This is a genomic window from Paenibacillus terrae (assembly GCF_000943545.1).
In the GTDB taxonomy this organism is placed as follows: Bacteria; Bacillota; Bacilli; order Paenibacillales; family Paenibacillaceae; genus Paenibacillus; species Paenibacillus terrae_A.
The window spans coordinates 43369-63104 of record NZ_JTHP01000034.1 but is presented as its reverse complement, the minus strand read 5'-3'; the positions used below and the strand labels follow the sequence as shown (position 1 = coordinate 63104).

Annotated in this window: 28 protein-coding genes and 1 pseudogene; 3 read left to right on the top strand and 26 right to left on the bottom strand. The window is 45.4% G+C overall.

What is annotated here, in order from left to right; all coding sequences use genetic code 11:
* Positions 1 to 257 precede the first annotated feature (257 nt).
* Together QD47_RS16895 and QD47_RS16890 are read right to left on the bottom strand one after the other, a co-directional pair.
* Entirely contained in the window at positions 258 to 488 is a 231-nt protein-coding gene (locus tag QD47_RS16895; protein WP_013312131.1) for a hypothetical protein, read from the bottom strand.
* A 193-nt stretch (positions 489 to 681) separates the two neighbouring features.
* The gene (locus QD47_RS16890; RefSeq protein ID WP_044647222.1) at positions 682 to 1296 is read right to left on the bottom strand and encodes a stage II sporulation protein M; all 615 of its coding nucleotides are present in this window, start codon (positions 1294 to 1296) and stop codon (positions 682 to 684) included.
* A gap of 99 nt (positions 1297 to 1395) precedes the next feature.
* Between QD47_RS16890 and pdaB the strand changes: the two genes are divergently transcribed.
* Positions 1396 to 2175: a polysaccharide deacetylase family sporulation protein PdaB gene (gene pdaB, locus QD47_RS16885; RefSeq protein ID WP_044647221.1), complete on the top strand. Its 780-nt coding sequence runs from the start codon at positions 1396 to 1398 to the stop codon at positions 2173 to 2175.
* 106 nt (positions 2176 to 2281) lie between these two features.
* Complete coding sequence (gene gerD, locus QD47_RS16880) at positions 2282 to 3022, top strand: spore germination lipoprotein GerD (protein ID WP_044647220.1); 741 nt, start codon at positions 2282 to 2284, stop codon at positions 3020 to 3022.
* A 34-nt stretch (positions 3023 to 3056) separates the two neighbouring features.
* Here the strand turns inward: gerD and QD47_RS16875 are convergent, their stop codons facing one another.
* From QD47_RS16875 to QD47_RS16860, 4 genes are all read right to left on the bottom strand, one after another.
* On the bottom strand, positions 3057 to 4163 hold the full coding sequence (locus QD47_RS16875; RefSeq protein ID WP_044647219.1) for an Mrp/NBP35 family ATP-binding protein: 1107 nt from the start codon (positions 4161 to 4163) through the stop codon (positions 3057 to 3059).
* 60 nt (positions 4164 to 4223) lie between these two features.
* Positions 4224 to 5000 (bottom strand): N-acetylmuramoyl-L-alanine amidase CwlD, encoded by a 777-nt coding sequence (cwlD, locus tag QD47_RS16870; RefSeq protein WP_044647218.1) that lies wholly within the window; start codon positions 4998 to 5000, stop codon positions 4224 to 4226.
* A gap of 69 nt (positions 5001 to 5069) precedes the next feature.
* Positions 5070 to 6239 carry a sulfate adenylyltransferase gene (gene sat, locus QD47_RS16865; protein WP_044647217.1) on the bottom strand — a complete coding sequence of 390 codons (1170 nt, stop codon included), beginning with the start codon at positions 6237 to 6239 and terminating at the stop codon, positions 5070 to 5072.
* A gap of 51 nt (positions 6240 to 6290) precedes the next feature.
* Positions 6291 to 6983 carry a phosphoadenylyl-sulfate reductase gene (locus tag QD47_RS16860; protein WP_044647216.1) on the bottom strand — a complete coding sequence of 231 codons (693 nt, stop codon included), beginning with the start codon at positions 6981 to 6983 and terminating at the stop codon, positions 6291 to 6293.
* Between the two features lie 311 nt (positions 6984 to 7294).
* Between QD47_RS16860 and QD47_RS16855 the strand changes: the two are divergent.
* Positions 7295 to 8875: pseudogene (locus QD47_RS16855) on the top strand (NAD-dependent malic enzyme).
* A gap of 364 nt (positions 8876 to 9239) precedes the next feature.
* Here QD47_RS16855 and rpsI read toward each other — a convergent pair.
* The 20 genes from rpsI to QD47_RS30860 form a co-directional block, all read right to left on the bottom strand.
* A complete protein-coding gene (gene rpsI / locus QD47_RS16850; RefSeq protein WP_013312140.1) occupies positions 9240 to 9632 on the bottom strand; it encodes a 30S ribosomal protein S9 in 393 nt (130 codons plus the stop codon).
* A 20-nt stretch (positions 9633 to 9652) separates the two neighbouring features.
* Positions 9653 to 10090 carry a 50S ribosomal protein L13 gene (gene rplM / locus QD47_RS16845; protein WP_014278298.1) on the bottom strand — a complete coding sequence of 146 codons (438 nt, stop codon included), beginning with the start codon at positions 10088 to 10090 and terminating at the stop codon, positions 9653 to 9655.
* A gap of 183 nt (positions 10091 to 10273) precedes the next feature.
* Entirely contained in the window at positions 10274 to 11059 is a 786-nt protein-coding gene (truA, locus tag QD47_RS16840) for a tRNA pseudouridine(38-40) synthase TruA (RefSeq protein WP_044647215.1), read from the bottom strand.
* A gap of 150 nt (positions 11060 to 11209) precedes the next feature.
* Positions 11210 to 11575: a 50S ribosomal protein L17 gene (gene rplQ / locus QD47_RS16835; protein WP_013312143.1), complete on the bottom strand. Its 366-nt coding sequence runs from the start codon at positions 11573 to 11575 to the stop codon at positions 11210 to 11212.
* Positions 11576 to 11609: 34 nt separating this feature from the next.
* Positions 11610 to 12554: a DNA-directed RNA polymerase subunit alpha gene (locus tag QD47_RS16830; protein WP_014278300.1), complete on the bottom strand. Its 945-nt coding sequence runs from the start codon at positions 12552 to 12554 to the stop codon at positions 11610 to 11612.
* Positions 12555 to 12689: 135 nt separating this feature from the next.
* Entirely contained in the window at positions 12690 to 13085 is a 396-nt protein-coding gene (gene rpsK / locus QD47_RS16825; protein ID WP_013312144.1) for a 30S ribosomal protein S11, read from the bottom strand.
* Between the two features lie 19 nt (positions 13086 to 13104).
* Entirely contained in the window at positions 13105 to 13473 is a 369-nt protein-coding gene (gene rpsM, locus QD47_RS16820) for a 30S ribosomal protein S13 (protein ID WP_007432560.1), read from the bottom strand.
* Between the two features lie 21 nt (positions 13474 to 13494).
* Positions 13495 to 13608: a 50S ribosomal protein L36 gene (gene rpmJ / locus QD47_RS16815; RefSeq protein ID WP_003333770.1), complete on the bottom strand. Its 114-nt coding sequence runs from the start codon at positions 13606 to 13608 to the stop codon at positions 13495 to 13497.
* Positions 13609 to 13725: 117 nt separating this feature from the next.
* The gene (gene infA, locus QD47_RS16810; protein ID WP_006212898.1) at positions 13726 to 13941 is read right to left on the bottom strand and encodes a translation initiation factor IF-1; all 216 of its coding nucleotides are present in this window, start codon (positions 13939 to 13941) and stop codon (positions 13726 to 13728) included.
* Positions 13942 to 13943: 2 nt separating this feature from the next.
* Positions 13944 to 14252, bottom strand: coding sequence for a KOW domain-containing RNA-binding protein (locus QD47_RS16805; protein ID WP_014278301.1), 309 nt, complete (start codon positions 14250 to 14252; stop codon positions 13944 to 13946).
* Between the two features lie 9 nt (positions 14253 to 14261).
* The gene (locus QD47_RS16800; protein ID WP_044647214.1) at positions 14262 to 14801 is read right to left on the bottom strand and encodes a M24 family metallopeptidase; all 540 of its coding nucleotides are present in this window, start codon (positions 14799 to 14801) and stop codon (positions 14262 to 14264) included.
* 5 nt (positions 14802 to 14806) lie between these two features.
* The gene (locus QD47_RS16795) at positions 14807 to 15451 is read right to left on the bottom strand and encodes an adenylate kinase (protein ID WP_014278303.1); all 645 of its coding nucleotides are present in this window, start codon (positions 15449 to 15451) and stop codon (positions 14807 to 14809) included.
* 90 nt (positions 15452 to 15541) lie between these two features.
* Positions 15542 to 16840 carry a preprotein translocase subunit SecY gene (gene secY / locus QD47_RS16790; RefSeq protein WP_044647213.1) on the bottom strand — a complete coding sequence of 433 codons (1299 nt, stop codon included), beginning with the start codon at positions 16838 to 16840 and terminating at the stop codon, positions 15542 to 15544.
* Complete coding sequence (rplO, locus tag QD47_RS16785; RefSeq protein WP_013312149.1) at positions 16840 to 17280, bottom strand: 50S ribosomal protein L15; 441 nt, start codon at positions 17278 to 17280, stop codon at positions 16840 to 16842. The genes secY and rplO overlap by 1 nt, the downstream gene beginning before the upstream one ends.
* A 43-nt stretch (positions 17281 to 17323) precedes the next feature.
* Complete coding sequence (rpmD, locus tag QD47_RS16780; protein ID WP_014278305.1) at positions 17324 to 17509, bottom strand: 50S ribosomal protein L30; 186 nt, start codon at positions 17507 to 17509, stop codon at positions 17324 to 17326.
* Between the two features lie 12 nt (positions 17510 to 17521).
* A complete protein-coding gene (gene rpsE, locus QD47_RS16775) occupies positions 17522 to 18019 on the bottom strand; it encodes a 30S ribosomal protein S5 (protein WP_013312151.1) in 498 nt (165 codons plus the stop codon).
* Between the two features lie 27 nt (positions 18020 to 18046).
* The gene (rplR, locus tag QD47_RS16770; protein WP_044647212.1) at positions 18047 to 18415 is read right to left on the bottom strand and encodes a 50S ribosomal protein L18; all 369 of its coding nucleotides are present in this window, start codon (positions 18413 to 18415) and stop codon (positions 18047 to 18049) included.
* A 115-nt stretch (positions 18416 to 18530) separates the two neighbouring features.
* Complete coding sequence (rplF, locus tag QD47_RS16765) at positions 18531 to 19073, bottom strand: 50S ribosomal protein L6 (RefSeq protein WP_014278307.1); 543 nt, start codon at positions 19071 to 19073, stop codon at positions 18531 to 18533.
* 33 nt (positions 19074 to 19106) lie between these two features.
* Positions 19107 to 19505 (bottom strand): 30S ribosomal protein S8, encoded by a 399-nt coding sequence (gene rpsH / locus QD47_RS16760; protein WP_014278308.1) that lies wholly within the window; start codon positions 19503 to 19505, stop codon positions 19107 to 19109.
* Positions 19506 to 19537: 32 nt separating this feature from the next.
* The gene (locus tag QD47_RS30860; RefSeq protein ID WP_013312154.1) at positions 19538 to 19723 is read right to left on the bottom strand and encodes a type Z 30S ribosomal protein S14; all 186 of its coding nucleotides are present in this window, start codon (positions 19721 to 19723) and stop codon (positions 19538 to 19540) included.
* Positions 19724 to 19736: the final 13 nt, after the last annotated feature.

Genomic DNA, 19736 nt, shown 5'->3' with positions numbered 1-19736 from the left:
TTGTTCTCTTGTTTTCGTTCTTACTCTCTTTCATCACCGCGTCTCAGTGGCGACCTTTATAATATATCATTACTTTTTGAGATTTGCAAGAGTTTTTTTAAATTTCTTTTTTCGAGCAAATTCCTCAAAAAGGAACGAAAATTAATTTACCATGAATCCTAAATAGAGTCAATACTTATTTTGATATCAGAAAGTATAAACTTCTTAAGAGTTTACTTCCTGATATCTCTGGATTTATAAGTTGGTTCTTATATCTTTTATTGTTTGGTTTGCGGGACGCGCCCTCTACGGGCATATTTGGATAGTTCCTTGGCGGGTGCAAAGCGGGCATACATGCGGAAAACTGTTTTATACCGAAGCGCTATCGCATAACGAATATCCTGATCCAATCGGGTATCGCTCATATCAAGCAGCATTTCATCAAGTTCCTTACGAAGAACATAATCCAGTTCCTTGCATTCTTTTTCGTTAAACAGCATTCCCAGCATATGATCATACTCCCTTATCAGCTTATTATATAGTGCTTATATTCGTTCAACTATTGTTCCAGTCTTTACCTGTTTTTAAACTCAACTGCTAAGGTTTCAAACTTATTCGGATTTAATTCCATGTTTTCTCTTTGGCTCTCCCCTTTGTTATGTTCAATTTTCAGGAAAAATATAAATAACCGACCATAATATTTTAATGTGACATTAAACGATATGTTATTCCACTCTCGATTGCAGCTGCAATAAGCAGCAGAACAACGGACCATATAGACACCCTCAACGTCTGTTTCATAAAGAGCTCCCACGTTTGGGCAAGCCCTTTTCGTTTCAAACCTATGCCTACACCGATCGAGGACATTACTTGCCCCCCAAACTTCAAACCGAAAGCACAGGCGATAATTAAAACAGGTAATTCAATCACCCCGTGCGGAAGAAGTCCTTTTACAATAACCTCATATAAGCTTCTGCCCATATCCGCCTGTAAGTGTACGACAAACCCCAAAACCATCCCATTCATAATCAAAAATACAATCGGTACGATTCCAAATAAAGCCCCGATAAATATAACCAGCACACACTTGATCGCATTATTGAAAAAGATGAACACAAAAAAGCTCCATTGAGGATGTTCAGACTGTTGTAAACGCTGAGCCACTTCCCCCAACCCTGCCATTTGTTGAGCCAATATGGATTGAATAGCGCCTGTACTTAACCAACCCACCACAATACTTATGCAAAACAGAAATGCGGAAACTAAAATCAACCGTCTTGTCGTGTGTAAATCGTGAAGAAATGCTTTTAATCCCATCAGATCAATCCCTCCTGTTAGTCCAATGGCATAATTGACAACCCCAGGCATAGCTTTAAGTAAACAAGCACTTCTATGATGAAAGGGGCGTTATTAACCATGAATTCTTTTTTCTATGTACTGAACGGCAAAAAAATTAAACGGTTCTTTATCGTAGCGGCGGCGGCCATTTTCGCTATTGGGGTTATTTATGTTGAAACCGATAATGTTACCGTTTTTTCCGAGGAAGCACCAGCGGCCATTTATAGTGTACCCACAGACAAAAAGCTGATCGCTCTTACCTTTGACATTAGTTGGGGAGATAAGCGTACTGAACCCATCCTAAAGGTTCTCAAGGACAAAAAAGTGACCAAGTCCACCTTCTTTCTTTCTTCCCCATGGAGTAAAACGCATCCGGAGCTTGTGAATCGGATTAAAGACAGCGGATATGAGATCGGCAGCCATGGACATAAACATGAAAATTACAGCAGTCTAAGCGATGAGGACATTCGTAAGCAGATTTCAACAGCTCACACCACGTTGACTGAGCTGACGGGACAGCCCCCCAAACTGATCCGTATGCCTAATGGTGATTTCGACAAAAGGGTCCTTCAGATTGCTAGCACTTTAGGCTACAAAACAATCCAGTGGGACACGGATTCTTTAGATTGGAAAAACCCAGGTACTCAGGTCATTATTGACCGTGTTGTGAAGAAAGCACATCCCGGCGACATTGTTCTTCTGCATGCCAGTGATTCTTGTAAACAAACTCATGAAGCGCTACCCGCCATTATCGACAAATTGCGTGCGCAAGGTTATGAATTCGTAACTGTATCCGAGTTGCTTCAACAGGGCACAGTAAAAGGCAAAGAGGTTCGTGATCAGGCCCTGGGGCTTTAAGGAGTTATTTTACAACGTTCTCAACAAAAAACCAAAAGTCAGGCGACATATTTCACCTTATCCATTCGCATACTATCCACATTCATGATGAAGGAGGAATACGGCCATGAATTGGACTCGTTTGCGATTAGTCAGCATGATATGCGTACTGGGCGTTGCGCTGACCGGCTGTGGTTCGGACCAGAGCTCCGCGCCTCCCCAGAACAGCTATAAAGAAATGAAAACGATGGTTGTCGATATTTTAAAAAGCGATGACGGGAAAAAAGCAGTGGAGGAGGCTTTGACGGGAGAAAGCAGTTCCTCCAAAGAAGGGCAATCCGGTCAAGGCAGCGAAAGCGGTGGATCTGGGGGAGGTTCCGGCGGCGGCAGTATGGGGATGAAAATGATTATGCCCACACAGTCAGCAGAACAGATGAAAATCGCAGTCAAGGATACCTTGGTTTCTCCGGAATACAAAAAGGAAATCGAAAAAATTATGACTGATCCGCGCTTTGCCGGTGAATTTGCCAAGGCCATCAACAGCCAAAGTAAGCAACTTCATATGCAACTTATTAAAGACCCTTCTTATCAAAAATCTATTGAGGCGATGCTCAAATCTCCAGAACTGACCAAAATGTATATGGATTTAACTAAAACCCCTGAATACCGCAAACAATCTATGACGGTTATGCACGATGCGATGCAGAATCCTATTTTCCGACTTGAGGTCATGAATTTACTCAAAACTGTCGTACAAGAAGAGCTTCAACCCAAGGTTGAGAAAAAAAGTGGTGGTCAAGACGGATCAAGCGGTGAAAAACAAGGTGGCGGTAGTGGTGATAGCAGCGGCGGACAAGGAGGTCAATAATAAAAAGGCTGGTTCAGCAACCAGCCTTTTTTTCTTATTCAGATTCGGCGTGTAGCGTCGTAATTTGAGTGGCGATATCGTTATAGATCGCTCCCGTTGCCGATTCGGATTTATATACAGATGGTGAGAAATCCGCCTCTGACGGATGGTTATCTGGAATACCCAGCGGAATTTGCGCCAGCAGCTTTGTATGAAGGGTGTCCGCCAGCATTGCCCCACCTCCACGGCCGAAAACATAGTCCTTCTCTCCGGTAGAGGATACATAATAGGACATGTTCTCCACAACGCCAATGACCTTATGATCCGTTTGGAGCGCCATTGCTCCTGCACGTGCGGCGACAAAGGCTGCCGTGGCATGAGGGGTAGTCACAATAATTTCTTCACTCTGAGGGATCATCTGGTGTACATCAAGCGCTACATCCCCGGTTCCCGGTGGTAAATCAAGAATCATATAATCCAGCTTGCCCCATTCCACATCGCTAAAAAACTGTCTGAGCATTCTTCCCAGCATGGGACCTCTCCAAATCACGGGGTTGTTCTCCCTGACAAAAAAGCCCATAGACATAATCTTGATGCCAAATCGCTCCACCGGCTGAATAATACCGTCTTCTACGGTAGGAACGTCCTCGACTCCGATCATATCCGGTACGCTAAATCCATAAATGTCGGCATCAATCAAACCCACACGTTTGCCCTGTCTAGCCAAAGCAGCCGCTAAATTTACAGCCACCGTCGATTTACCGACACCGCCTTTTCCGCTGGCAATCGCAATAAATCGTACGCCAGATGCCGGATCCAGCAGCTCATGTTCTTCCATACCAACAGCATGTCCCTTGGTCAAAACCGGGTCAGCCACTTCCTCCGCATTCTCTCCAGTCTGAATGGCGGATCTTTCATGCTCAGACGCTTCACGGATACGAATATGAATATGGTTCAGCCCCGCTCCTTCCAACGTCTGTCTGATTTCCCTCTCCAGCTCTACCCTCGCCCCTTCCTCTGGGTTCAGACTAATCGCGGTCAAGGATACACGATCCTCTTTAATAACAACATCCCGAATAAAATGAAGATCGACCAAACGATGACCCGTGTGAGGCTCTCGTACCTGTTGAAGTAGCTCTATAACTTGCTCTCTGGATTGCATGAATAATCAGCACCTCTGCTTCAATGAATTTACGTAGTTGTAAACACTTACAGTATACCACTATCTGACCTCAGATGCTGACGATGACCTCTTTTCCCCAGCGCTATAACGCAACACTCCCTTGTATATTGCTGCCGCCACCTGTCTCTGATAGGTCTCGTCACTCAGTCGTCTGGCTTCCTCTGGATGGGATAAGAAGCCGACTTCTACGAGGGCTGATGGCATTTTGAGGGCCTTGAGCAAATATACCGTATTCACCGTCTTGGCCACTCTGTTTGTGTTCTCCAGGTTGCGTTTAATCTCCTCCTGAATGAGGGAGGCCAAATTTTCGTTATCCGCATGATTAGGGACGTAAAAGGTTTGGGCTCCACTCCAGCGGCTCGACGGGATGCTGTTCATGTGAATACTTAAAAAGAGATCCGCTTTATGCTCCTCAATCATGCGTACACGCTGCTTCAGGTCCTCCGTTTTTCTTCTCGCATAGCCCCTGGTTTCTTGCTGTGCCAGATCACGGTCAGCCTCCCGAGTCATGACGACAACGGCTCCTGCCTGCTGCAAATAATCTCGCAAAAAAAAGGCAATCGCCAGATTAATGTCCTTCTCAATGACACCTTCTTTGCTGACAGCCCCTCCATCGGGCCCTCCATGTCCTGCATCTATGGCAATTACTTTACCGGTAAGCGGAAGACTCCAATGGGTCCAGGCTCTCGAAGCAGGTATCTCATATAGAGCCAGCGTGATAAACAGAACGGCGAGACAACAGCCCAGCAATATTTTTTTCAGCGTCCTATAACGAATCCACAGTGTAACCTGGTGTTTACGATTGTTTTTTTGCATAACAAAACGCCTCCGTCCCTATACAGATACTAATGATCTATATGGGACGAGGCGTGTAAATAGTACAACTCAGGAATGAACAAATTCTTTCATACCTTCAATCAACACTTGGGCGACTTCCGGTCGTGTAAATTCAGGCGGCGGACAAACCCCCGAACGTAACAATTCCCGAACTTTGGTGCCTGAAAGCGTCAAATGATGTTCCTTGGGATGAGGGCATGTTTTGCTAGAGGCCATATTTCCACATCGGGTGCAATAAAAGCTGTGTTCGAAGAACAACGGGGCGATCTCCAGTTCCTCAGGTGTGAAGTTTCTGAAAATGTCCTGTGCTTCGTATGTGCCGTAATAGTCTCCTACACCCGCATGGTCCCTTCCTACAATAAAATGGGTACAACCGTAGTTCTTCCGCACAATCGCATGAAAAATGGCCTCTCTCGGACCAGCATATCGCATGGCAGCAGGAAACACACCCAGAAAAGTACGGTCAGCCGGATAATAGTTGTCCAGCAGCACCAGATAGCTCTTCATCCGCACATCTGCTGGAACGTCATCTGACTTGGTTTCACCAACGAGCGGATTCAGAAATAACGCATCTACAATCTCCATCGCGCTTTTTTGGATATACTCATGCGCCCGGTGTACGGGATTACGCGTTTGGAATCCTACTACTGTTTTCCAGCCTTTTTCAGCAAAATGATTGCGCGTCTGCGCCGGTGTGTAATAAAACTCACCAAATTGCGCGGGTTCTGGCCGATTCAATACCTGTACAGATCCCCCTACATAAGTAGTTGGTCGCTCCAAAAGTTTTTTGACACCAGGATGCGCCGGATCATTCGTCTTGAATACACGTCTGGCCTCCTCTGCCTGATCAACCTGATATATACTCTCAATATCAAGTACAGCATAAATGGTACCGTCCGTTTCGCCCACTAGAGCGACCTGTTGCCCTAATGTCAGTTCCCCGGCTATGCTCTCCGTAACCGCAAGCGTAATGGGGATACTCCAGACTGTACCATCGGCAAGACGCATATCCGCTACCACTGACCGATAGTCGGCTTCGTTCATAAACCCTGTCAGCGGAGAAAATGCCCCCACTCCAATCAAATCCAGATCGGAAATAGTCCACGAATTTACACGGATAGGAAACAATTCACGGGCGGCCTGCAAAAGTGTTTTTTGCTCTGAACCTGTAATGATTCTATCTATAAGCGTTCCACCATGCGGGAGAATTGCAGTCATAATGCACTTCCTTTCTGTTCATAAATTCCATTCACAGCTAATTGTGTATCGTTATTGATGGAGTCCACACTCCGTTTTCTCATTACCTGACCAGCGTCCAGCACGAGGATCTTCGCCCGGAAGGACTTCACGCGTGCACTGCTCACAACCGACGCTGGGATAGTTACGATCATGTAGCGGATTATACAGCACTTCATGCGTATGAATATAGTTCCACACGTCCTCTGATGTCCAGCTTGCCAAAGGATTGAATTTAACGAGACCGAACTTTTCGTCATACTCAATCTTTTTTGCATTTGCACGGGTAGGAGCCTGATCTCGGCGAATGCCAGTAATCCATGCATCGTATTGCGATAAAATACGTGTAAGCGGCTCTACTTTACGTATACCACAGCATGTGTTGGGATCTGATTTCCAAAGCTCTTCTCCATGCTTGGCCGCTTGCTCTTCTGGAGTAATTAAGGGAGATACCCGCACAAAATCCATGTTGTATTTTTCCTTCATCTGATCACGCGTATCGTACGTTTCTTGAAAATGAAAGTCAGTGTCCAAATAAAAAACATCACTGGAGGGACTAATTTTTTGCAGCATATCTACAAGCACTACATCCTCCGCCCCAAAGCTACAAGCAAAGGTTAGATTGGGGAATGTATGAACAGCATACTGGATAATTTCCTCGGGCGTAGCCTCTTCCAGCTCAATTGCCTTGACCTTAATCAATGCTTCTTTCTCCAATAAGTTCATTATTAATACGCCTCCGTCTGAAAATTCATAAATAAGTACCATATTCCAAAAGCCGACTAAACTAATAAGAATAAATAAAGTATAAAACTTTCATATTCATTGTCAATCCACAGTATGTGGGCCTGAGATAACCATTTTCAAGCCTGAAATTAGCAGGATCGTTGTTCTGTCAGCATTCTATAACCCTATCCTTCGTATCCGACCAGGTTCATTGACTTTATATAAAATATTCTTATACAGTTCATTTGGGAATGATCCTAAAGTTACTTGGCAACTAAAAGTAATTAGTCAAAGAAAGAAGGTTTGCTTGAATGGAAGCTTTTTACGTCAACGAAGACGGTTCGCTCGCTACTCCGCTCAAAGGAAAAGATGTACTCGCCAATCCGCTTTTAAACAAGGGTGTCGCCTTTACACCGAATGAACGGAAGGAGTTGGGGCTTGAAGGTATACTGCCTCCGACGGTCCTGACTTTGGAAGAGCAGGCCGAACGTGCGTAAAAGCAGTTTCTCGCTTAACCAACCATGCTACGTAAGAATGCTTCGCTAAATGACTTGTATCATCGGAATGTGGTCTTATACTATCGTCTGCATACGATCACCTTTAGCGAAATGCTTCCGATCGTCTATACACCAACCGTAGGTCAGGCTATTCAGGAATACAGCCATGAGTATCACCGTCCCGGTGGGGTATATCTTTCCATTAATAATGTGGACGGCATCGCACAGGCTTTTGCCAACACGCAATTGAGCGCTGACGATGTAGACTTAATCGTGGTTACTGACTCCGAAAGCATACTGGGCATCGGGGATTAGGGTGTGGGAGGCATTAACATCGCCATAGGTAAGTTAGCGGTGTATACAGCGGCAGCTAGTATTAATCCGGGGCGTGTGCTGCCTGTCGTCTTAGATGTCGGAACGAACAATGAAAAACTGCTACAGGACCCTCTCTACATCGGTAATCGACAACAGCGGGTGCGTGGAGTGCAGTATGACCGTTTTATTGATGCGTTTGTACAGCATACATTGAGACAGTTCCCAAAGGCACTTCTTTATTGGGAAGATATGGGCAATGTTAATGCTCGCAATATTATGGAAAAGTACGGAGAACATATTTTTACGTTTAATGATGACATACAAGGAACGGGTGCGGTTACATTAGCAGCTGTTATTTCGGCGTTAAAGGTGACGGGAATTCCGTTGCAGAAGCAACGTATTCTTATTTTTGGTCCCGGTGCTGCAGGAATTGGAAATACCGACCAAATTCGAGATGCTATGATGAAGCAAGGACTATCTGAGAAGGAAAGTAGCCAACGTTTTTGGACTTATGATTACCGAGGGCTGTTAACCGAGGGGATGGAGAATATATTGGATTTTCAAAAGCCCTATCTACGTTCCGAAGACGAAGTACGTTCATGGGCACGGTCCGATGACGGTAAAATTACTCCGCTTGAGGTCATTCGTCAGATTAAGCCTATTATACTGATCGGCACCTCAGGTGTCCACGGGGCTTTCTCAGAGAAAATTATAAAAGAAATGGCTAACCACGTTGAACGGCCTATCATTATGCCTATGTCTAACCCTACAGCGTTCGCAGAGGCAATTCCAGAGGATCTGATCTGCTGGACACAAGGTAGGGCGCTTATCGCTACTAGAAGCCCCTTTGAGCCTATCATCAATGACGGGACGGTTTATGAGCTTGGACAATCGAACAATGCATTTGTGTTCCCAGGATTGGGGCTTGGCGCGATTGCAGTACAGGCCAAGGCGATCACTGGAAGTATGTTTACTGCCGCTGCAAATGCTGTAGCCAGTGTCCAACTAGATCATACAGAGCAGTCGCTTCGTGAACTCATGTGGAAACCGAACTATAGACGTGTAACTGCGCTAAGCTAAGACGATTATACGGAAGTATGTTGAGTATTCACTTCTTATCATATTTAGTCACAGGTTATGAACACAACGGGATAACTGAATTTGAAATAAACAAATACGATTGTGCATAACATAACTGCCTTTGATACAACGTGGACAACTTCGAGTGTTCCTTGCAATCAAGGCGGTTATTTTGTACCCATACGGCTTTATAATTCACTCCTACACTTTACTATCTGGTTACATGAAGGGTTGAGGATGAATCAAACGTTCTAGTTAGGATAGCTGTAGCACTTATCCACATGTGGATATTTTCAAAAAAATATTTATAACAGCAAAAAAAGAACCCTTTCCATAAGGAAAAGGTTCTTCTGTATTCGAAATATTAACGTTTCGAGAACTGTGGAGCACGACGAGCGGCTTTGAGACCGTATTTTTTACGTTCTTTCATACGTGGGTCACGAGTCAGGAAGCCTGCTTTTTTCAAAGCTGGACGGAATTCCGGATCTGCTTTCAGCAGAGCACGGGAAATACCGTGGCGGATTGCGCCCGCTTGACCAGAGATACCACCACCATGAGCGATAACGAGTACGTCATAGCTACCCACTGTTTCAGTCAGGTTCAATGGTTGTTTTACGATCAATTTGAGTGTTTCCAAACCGAAATATTCATTAATATCACGCTTGTTGATGACAATGCGTCCTTCACCCGGTACGAGACGAACACGAGCTACCGAATGTTTACGACGACCTGTCCCATAGTATTGTACTTGTGCCATGAAACTGTCCTCCCTTTTAATTATCCGCGAAGTTCGTAAACTTCAGGTTTTTGTGCTGCATGTGGATGCTCTGCGCCTTTGTAAGCTTTAAGTCTCAGCTTCATTTTCTCGCCTTGACGAGTTTTAGGAAGCATACCGTGAACAGCCAGTTCCAGCATACGCTCAGGTTTGTTCTTAACCATGTCTTGTGCAACCGTTACTTTCAGACCACCCGGATGCAGGGAGTGACGGTAGTATTTCTTCTTCTCCATTTTTTTACCAGTCAATACGATTTTCTCCGCATTGATTACAACAACAAAATCACCTGTGTCCACATGTGGTGTAAACTGTGGCTTGTGTTTGCCGCGAATCAACGCAGCCGCTTCGCTTGCCAGACGGCCGAGCGTTTTGCCTTCGGCATCAATGATGTGCCAGTTGCGCTCAACTTCATTTGGCTTCGCCATATACGTAGTACGCATGAAAAGTTTCCTCCTTAAGTTCGTTAACAGAAATCATCATTTATCTTCGTTCGTTAAGTTGCTGCATTATTGATGGATTAGATGTTGTTTGAAAGTGATCGTCTTAATTGGGGCTGTGGGAAAGCCATTAAGAAAACACAACTTTTATATTACAGGATAACCATCAATTCTGCAAGGGTAAAATCAATGTTTTTTGATGTTTTCGTCGTACTCCACATTCCAGAGGGTTAAAGCATGTCCAACAGCCGTAGGACCGGCCTTTGAGCGATTCTTGGCTTCTAAAATGGAAGGAATATCATCCGGCGATTTTTTGCCTTCTCCCACTTCCAGCAAAGTTCCCATAATGATCCGAACCATGTGCTGTAAAAATCCGCTGCCTGTAATATAGGTATGGATAATTCCCTGATCATCCGAACCCGGACGTGAAAAGGAATGGTCTACCGTCATGTAAGCTTCGTAAATTGTACGGACATGGTTCGTTTTCTGGGAACGTCGGGATGCGAACGATGTATAGTCAAAAGTGCCGATCAAATGGGCCAGCCCTTCCTCCATCGCTCGTATATCCAAACTCGTCGGGTGATGTGCCTGTGTACGACGGTGAAAGATGTCCGGAAATCGGTTCGCATTAATGCTGTACCGATACGTCTTCCGCTTCGCCATACGGCGTGCATGAAAGGACAACGGCACCTCTTTCGCATCCGTAACGATGATATCACGAGGCAGCCAGGCATTGAGTGCCAGACACCAGCGCTGTATCGGGATCGGTGATTCAGTATGAAAATTGAATACCTGTCCATATGCATGTACACCTGCGTCTGTGCGGCCTGAGCCTGTGATTTTTAGACGTTCGCCCGTCAATGAGTAAATAGCATTTTCAAGATAGTCCTGAATGGTATTACCACTGGGCTGCGTCTGAAAGCCATCATAGCGGGTTCCGTCATAGTTCACCTTCATGCACAAGTTCCGCATGTCTCTCACACCTTTGCGGGGTATTCACTGGCCTTATAAGGAATAACCGTACATAACAAAGGAGAAGCCCCTCAAGGACTCCTCCAAGAGAAAAAAAGGGTTGTTCAGAATCAAGCTGATTCTGTCCACCCTTCCCTCATCTTCGCCTGTTTACGCGCGGTCAACCAGTTCCAGATATACCATTGGAGCGGCATCGCCACGACGAGGTCCCAATTTCAGGATACGAGTGTATCCACCTGGACGCTCGGTGTAACGTGTAGCCAATTCGCTAAACAGCTTTTGGATTGCATCCTGCTCACCATCCAAAGTTTCACGGCGAACGAACGCAGCCACTTGACGGCGTGCGTGCAGATCTCCTTTTTTCGCTTTGGTGATCAGTTTTTCAGCAATAGAACGAACTTCTTTCGCTTTAGCCTCAGTAGTTTGGATACGCTCGTACAAGAACAAATCGGTTACCAAATCACGAAACAAAGCTTTACGGGCACTGGAGTTACGGCCCAATTTTTGGTATGCCATGTAGTTTCCCCTCCTTCACAAAAACGTTGCTGTACTATTCTTCCGTACGAAGTCCTAAACCAAGTTCCTCGAGCTTCTCTTGTACTTCTTCCAAAGATTTGCGGCCCAGGTTGCGGACCTTCATCATATCTTCTTCAGATTTAGTAGTGAGTTCTTGTACCGTATTGATACCAGCGCGCTTAAGGCAGTTATAGGAACGGACGGAGAGATCCAGCTCTTCGATCGTCATTTCAAGAACTTTTTCTTTCTTGTCTTCTTCTTTTTCGACCATAATTTCCGCATCTTTTGCTTCGTCGGTTAGACCTACGAACAACATCACATGCTCGGTCAAAATTTTTGCTCCAAGGCTTACTGCTTCCTCAGGGCGGATACTTCCGTCAGTCCAAACCTCAAGTGTCAGCTTGTCATAATTCGTAACCTGGCCGACACGCGTATTTTCTATGCCATAGTTCACGCGTGAAATCGGAGTGTAGATGGAGTCGACGGGAATGACGCCGATCGGCTGGTCATCACGTTTATTCCGATCCTGCTTAACGTAACCGCGACCGCGATTGGCGAAAATACGCATGTGAAGTCTCGAACCCGGTCCGAGCGTAGCAATGTGAAGATCCGGATTAAGAATTTCCACATCACTGTCCGCACGGATATCTCCTGCCGTTACAACTCCTTCGCCTTCCGCATCGATTTCGAGTACCTTCTCTTCATCCGAGTGGATTTTAAGCGATAAAGCTTTCAGGTTCAGTATGATCTCCGTTACGTCTTCCTTCACACCGGGAACCGTTGCAAATTCGTGCAAAACTCCATCGATCTGAACCGATGTGACTGCTGCCCCAGGTAACGAGGATAACAGAATACGGCGAAGCGAGTTTCCTAGCGTCGTACCGTACCCGCGTTCCAGCGGTTCTACTACGAATTTTCCATAGGTGCCATCATCATTGACGTCTACCGTCTCAATTTTCGGCTTTTCGATTTCTATCACTGCAATATCCCTCCTTCAAAACGTCGCTCCTATATGAAACATTCACCTTATCCATAGTCTATCATGCAGTATGCCTAAACATCCATTCTTGGCAGTTTGTGCCGGATTTATACTACACGCAGAGGAGAAATCTCATTAGACGCGACGACGTTTTGGAGGACGGCATCCGTTATGAGGTACCGGAGTTACGTCTTTAATCAGGTTAACTTCCAGTCCAGCTGCTTGCAAAGAGCGGATTGCTGCTTCGCGTCCTGCGCCTGGTCCTTTAACCATGACTTCGACAGTCTTCATGCCGTGTTCCATTGCAGCTTTAGCAGCTGTTTCTGCGGCCATTTGAGCTGCGAATGGAGTAGATTTACGGGAACCACGGAATCCCATGCCGCCTGAGCTGGCCCAAGAGATTGCGTTACCGTGTGGATCTGTGATCGTAACGATCGTGTTGTTGAACGTGGAACGGATGTGTGCCACGCCAGTCTCGATATTTTTACGGTCACGGCGTTTTGTACGTACAACTTTTTTCGGTTTAGCCATTGAATGTTATCCTCCCTTCTTATTTCTTTTTGTTCGCTACAGTCCGACGAGGACCTTTACGGGTACGAGCATTAGTTTTGGTACGTTGTCCGCGAACAGGCAATCCACGACGGTGACGAACACCACGGTAGCAGCCAATCTCAGTCAGACGTTTAATATTCAAGGAAATTTCACGACGCAGATCGCCTTCTACTTTAACTTCTTTGTCGATCGTTTCACGTAATTTGCTCACTTCATCTTCAGTCAAATCACGAACACGCGTGTTTGCACTGATGCCTGTTTCCTTCAAAATTTTCTGAGAAGTCGTTTTACCGATTCCGAAAATGTAAGTCAAGGCGATCTCAACGCGTTTGTCACGTGGCAAATCCACACCAGCTATACGAGCCATTTTACGCTACACCCCCTTCTATTAACCTTGTTTTTGTTTGTGTTTCGGATTTTCGCAAATAACCATTACATTCCCTTTACGGCGAATGACTTTGCATTTCTCGCAAATAGGTTTTACAGAAGGTCTTACCTTCATGTTGATTACCTCCTCCAAGCTTTACCCTGGTAAAACTCGCTTCGTGAACATTCACATCGTTTTGCCGAGCAAAACAAGTTTTTTTAAATGACATACGTTTAATTAAACCTACATGAATTACTTGCGGTACGTAATACGGCCTTTAGTTAAATCGTAAGGCGATAACTGTACAACCACCTTGTCGCCTGTCAAAATACGGATAAAGTGCATCCGCAGCTTTCCGGAAACATGAGCAAGAATTTGATGACCGTTCTCCAGCTCTACCTTGAACGTAGCGTTCGGCAGTGGCTCGATTACCGTACCTTCAACCTCAATGACATCTTCTTTGGCCAAAGTCAGTCTCCTTTCTCTTCAGCTTGGTATTCGGACGACTCCAGGAAAGTCTTCACTGCATGACGCAGCTTTCCGTTTGTCACCCGACCGCTTTCGTTTAAACTGTTTACAACCTCGCTACTAATCTTGGGTTGAGGCATCAGATGAAGAACGTTTTTCTTCTTCGCCTGATCAAACTTTCGTTTGTCCCCATCCGCAATATATACAAACCTGCTATCCGCTATAGAAACGACAACCGCAATCTGTCCGACATCTCTGCCTTTCAGAATCTTCACCAGCTGACCGATTTGCAGGTTTCCTTGCTGAATCATTCAAATCACCTACGCACTCAGTTTCGTGAAAATGTCCATGCCGTCCGTTGTGACCGCCACCGCTTGCTCGTTACGAGCACGAGAGGCCACGTTCACCGTTACGACCGTCCAGTTGTCTTCCAGCGCCCCCACATGGCGAGAACCTATATGAACCATGAGTTCAATAGCCAGCACCATGCCGGTTTTCAGCCTCGGCCCCTGTTCGGGAATACCACGGTTTGGATTCTCAATATATTGCCGAATGGCATGCGACATTGTAAACTGGCGAGTCTTTGCGATGATATCGCCTTTGTTTAACTTGCGTTTGCCGGGAAATCCGTGCACCAGTTGTTCGTTGACTGAAGCGCAAATGCTGGCAGGAAAACCGTTATAACCTTTAAAAGACGGCACAGCTCCTTGACTGCGAATATACCGATCAGCTAAATGATCAAGTTCACCGGTCGTAATACTGGGCTCGATGTGTTCCGCCAAGAAATGATCCGTTTCCGAATCCACTCTCTCAGCTTTCCTCATAAAGCTTAATTCCGTCCCCGACTTGCAAATGATCATTACAGCTAACCCCGCAACAAGGACACGATATTTTGGGAAACCACATCAATATCCTGTTCTCCGTCAATATGACGCAGAAGATTCTGGTTCTCATAAAACGTGAGGAGTGGTGCTGTTTTATTACTATATTCGTCAAGCCGTGTTCTTACGCTATCTTCGTTGTCGTCAGGGCGCTGGTAGAGCTCCCCGCCGTCTTTATCGCAAATGCCTTCAACCTTAGGAGGATTAAAGACAACATGATAGCTAGATCCACAGGTTTTGCAAACCCGCCGTCCCGTGATTCGTACCAACAATTTGTCACGATCCACTTTCAGGTTGATGACGTCATCAAGCTTCGTATTTAAACGCCCCAAAATTTGATCCAAGGCTTCAGCCTGAGCTAAAGTTCTAGGAAAACCGTCCAGCAAGAAACCTTTCTTACAGTCCGGCTGTTGCAGCCGTTCTTCAACGATACCAATCGTTACGTCATCCGGAACAAGTTCACCCTTGTCGATATATTCCTTGGCTTTAATGCCAATAGGTGTTCCCTGTTTCATCGCCAGGCGAAACGCGTCACCTGTCGAGATATGAGGAATGCCGAATTCCTTCACAATGACATCTGCTTGTGTACCTTTACCAGCCCCCGGAGGGCCCATGATTAAAATATTCACAATCTGTCACTCCTCAAGACGACCCCTACACAAGAAACAGCACAAAAGGTGCCGGTAAGTATGCGAACATCCTAAGCCGGAACCTGTTGCCTATTTGTTGATGAAGCCTTTGTAATGGCGTTTGATCAGTTGGCTTTCGATCTGCTTCATCGTATCCAATGCTACACCGATAATGATGAGCAATGAAGTACCGCCAATTTGCACGGAACGAGGCAAGCCCGAAAGCGAACCGAAGAATACCGGCAATACGGATATGACTGCCAGGAACAAAGCTCCTGTCATTGTCAAACGTGACATTACTCGTGTCAGGTATTTCTCCGTGGCTTTACCCGGGCGAATTCCCGGAATATAACCGCCGTTTTTCTTCATATTGTCGGCCATTTGCTGCGGATTCATCTGTACAAAGGTATAGAAGAATGTGAAACCGATAATCATTACGACATACAAAACCATACCCAGCGGCTTGTCATAATACAAGTAAGTGGTAACCCACTTCGCCCAAGCATGATCTGCCCAAAAACTCGCAATAATTGTCGGGAATTGCAGCAATGATACCGCAAAGATTACCGGAATAACGCCTGCCGCATTAATTTTCATCGGAATATGCGTATTCTGGCCACCGTACATTTTGTTACCAACTACACGTTTAGCGTATTGTACCGGGATTTTCCGAATACCTTGCTGGATGTAGATAACACCCACAATAATCAGAATAATCACCAAGGCAATAATAATTGCCTTCAGAATATTCATAAACAATTGATCTGCCTGAATAAACTGGGATTCTACAACCGTCCGAATATGTCTTGGAATACCTGCCGCGATCCCTGCAAAGATAACGATAGAGATACCGTTGCCGATTCCCTTTTCGGTAATTTGCTCACCTAGCCACATAAGGAACGTAGTTCCTGCTGTAAGTACAATAGCTATTACCAGATAATCTGCAAAAGTCGCTCCTGGAATCATCGCTGCACCATACAGTCGGTTAAAGCCGATCGACGTTCCGAATGCTTGAATCAAGCCCAGTATTACCGTACCATACCGTGTAAGTTGAGCCAACTTCTTTTTACCATGCTCTCCTTGTTTAGCCCATTCCGCAAGTTTCGGAATAACGTCCATTGACAGCAACTGTACAATGATGGACGCTGTAATATATGGCATAATCCCGAGGGCGAAGATCGAGAATTGATACAAAGCGCCCCCTGAGAAGGTGTTAAGGAGTCCAAACAACTCGCTTCCTGCCTGATCCTGAGAAGTAAAGACTTGCTTGTTCACGCCGGGAACCGGCACGAAGGAGCCAATACGATATACCAACAGTATAAACAGGGTAAACAGGATTCGGGTTCTAAGATCCTCAACCCGCCATATATTTTTCAGGGTCTTGAACATTAGATCACCTCGGTTTTACCGCCGGCAGCTTCAATTTTCTCTACCGCAGATTGAGAGAACTTGTTCGCTTTAACTGTCAATTTTACAGTGATTTCACCGTTACCCAGAATTTTAATTCCGGATTTCGCGTTTTTCACAATGCCATTGTTCAGCAAAAACTCAGGGCTTACTTCTGTACCCGCTGCAAAACTGTTCAAATCTTCGATATTCAAAACCGCATACTCTTTACGAGTAGGATTTACGAAACCGCGTTTAGGCAAGCGACGATACAGTGGGTTTTGACCACCCTCGAAGCCCGGACGTACACCACCGCCGGAACGAGCGTTTTGACCCTTATGACCACGACCAGAAGTTTTACCCGTACCGCTACTAGGACCACGACCCAAACGTTTACGTTCTTTGCGGGAGCCTGGAGCTGGGGAAAGCTCATGTAACTTCATCGTTCGTTGCACCTCCTTGATTATTGTTAAAATGCTTTATTTCCTATGCCTCGATTTCTTTAACAGAAACCAAATGGCTAACTTGATTGATCATCCCGCGAATCGCTGGATTGTCGGGTTGAATTACTTTATGGTTGATTTTACGCAAGCCGAGCGTTTTAACAGTCGTTCTTTGAGTACCAGGACGACCGATCAACGAACGAACGAGGGTAATTTCTAATTTCGCCATGACATTCCCTCCTTAGCCCAGCAGCTCTTCGATGGATTTGCCGCGCAATTTTGCAACTTCTTCAGCGCGTTTCAAGCGGGACAAACCTTCCAATGTCGCATTGACCATGTTCATGGAATTCGAAGAACCCAGAGATTTTGTCAAGATATCACCTACACCAGCAAGTTCCAGTACAGCACGAACCGGACCGCCAGCGATAACTCCAGTACCTTCCGATGCCGGTTTCAACAGAACCCGGCCAGCACCGAACTTACCTGTAACAAGGTGAGGAATAGTTGTTCCTACAAGCGGAACGTGAACCAAGTTTTTCTTAGCATCTTCAATACCTTTGCGAATCGCATCAGGTACTTCGCCAGCTTTACCGATTCCGGCGCCTACCCAGCCGTTACCGTCGCCTACTACTACCAGAGCACTAAAGCTGAAACGGCGTCCGCCTTTGACAACTTTAGCTACACGATTAATATTTACTACTCTTTCAGTCAGTTCCAAAGTGTTCGGATCTACACGCAAGTCGTTAACCTCCTTTTGAGAAATGTCTTAGAATTCAAGGCCTGCTTCGCGAGCTGCATCAGCCAAAGCCTGAATCCGTCCATGATACAAGTATCCACCACGGTCAAATACGATGTTAGCATGACCTTTTTCTTTTGCACGTTTAGCAACGAGTTCGCCAACCTTACTAGCTGCCTCTACGCTACCACCGTTTTTGATCTCACTGCTCAGTTCTTTATCCATAGTGGATGCAGATACCAATGTTACACCAGCTACATCATCAATCAATTGTGCGTAGATATGTTTGGAAGAACGGAATACGTTCAAACGAGGACGCAGAGCCGTACCTTCGATTTTCTTACGTACACGCAGATGTCTTCTGACACGTGCTTTATTTTTATCTTGTTTTGTAATCATCTTAAGTTTTCACTCCCTTCAGTTTGCCTTTTAAATCTTTATACTAAGACGCACTGGGTAAAAAAGAAGTACGAAGTCTTTCCGGCAGAAAGACCGCACAAAGTCGGTAAGAAACTTATTTCTTCTTACCGGCTTTACCTTCTTTACGAATGATGCGCTCGCCTTCGTATTTAATCCCTTTACCTTTGTACGGCTCAGGTTCACGAACGGAACGAATTTTAGCAGCATAGGCACCTACACGCTCTTTATCAATTCCGCGAACGATGATTTTAGTGTTCGAAGGAACTTCGAATTCGATGCCCGCTTCCGGTGTGATTTCAACCGGGTGAGAGTATCCAACGTTCAGAACGATTTTATCTCCGGATTTGCTTGCACGATATCCGACCCCAACCAGCTCCAGAGATTTTGAAAATCCTTCAGTTACACCACTTACCATGTTGTTGACAACGCTGCGGGTTGTTCCATGCAAAGAGCGGTGAAGTTTGTTGTCCGAAGGACGAATTACGTTGATTTCATTGTTTTCCACAGTAACGGACATGTCTTTATGAAGCTCACGAGTCAATGTTCCTTTAGGACCTTTAACTGTGATCGCTGTGTTGTTCAAAGTTACGTCAACACCACTTGGTACTGTGATTGGCTTACGACCAATACGGGACATATCTGTTGCACCTCCTATCTTTTAAACGTTATCTTACCAAACGTAGCAAACCACTTCTCCGCCGGCTTTAGACTGACGCGCTTCTTTGTCGGTCATGATACCTTTGGATGTCGAAATGATTGCGATCCCGAGTCCACCCAGAACGCGTGGAATTTCGTTGCTCTTCGTGTAAACACGAAGACCTGGTTTACTGATTCTTTTCAAACCTGTAATAACACGTTCGTTGTTTGCACCGTATTTCAAGAAAACACGGATGATCCCTTGTTTGCTATCTTCAACAAATTCCGCATCACGAATGAATCCTTCACGTTTCAGGATGTCAGCGATTTGTTTTTTCATTGTAGATGCAGGCATTTCTACTGTTTCGTGACGAACTGTGTTCGCGTTACGAATACGAGTAAGCATATCTGCAATTGGATCAGACATAGTCATTGTGTATAAACCTCCTTCCCAAACAGGACTTTTTACCAGCTTGCTTTTTTCACGCCAGGAATCTGGCCTTTATAAGCTAATTCACGGAAGCAAATTCTGCAGATCTTAAACTTTTGCAGTACCGAATGTGGACGACCACAACGCTCGCAACGAGTATAAGCACGAACTTTAAACTTTGGTGTGCGTTGTTGTTTGACTTTCATTGAAGTTTTTGCCACTTAGCCTGACACC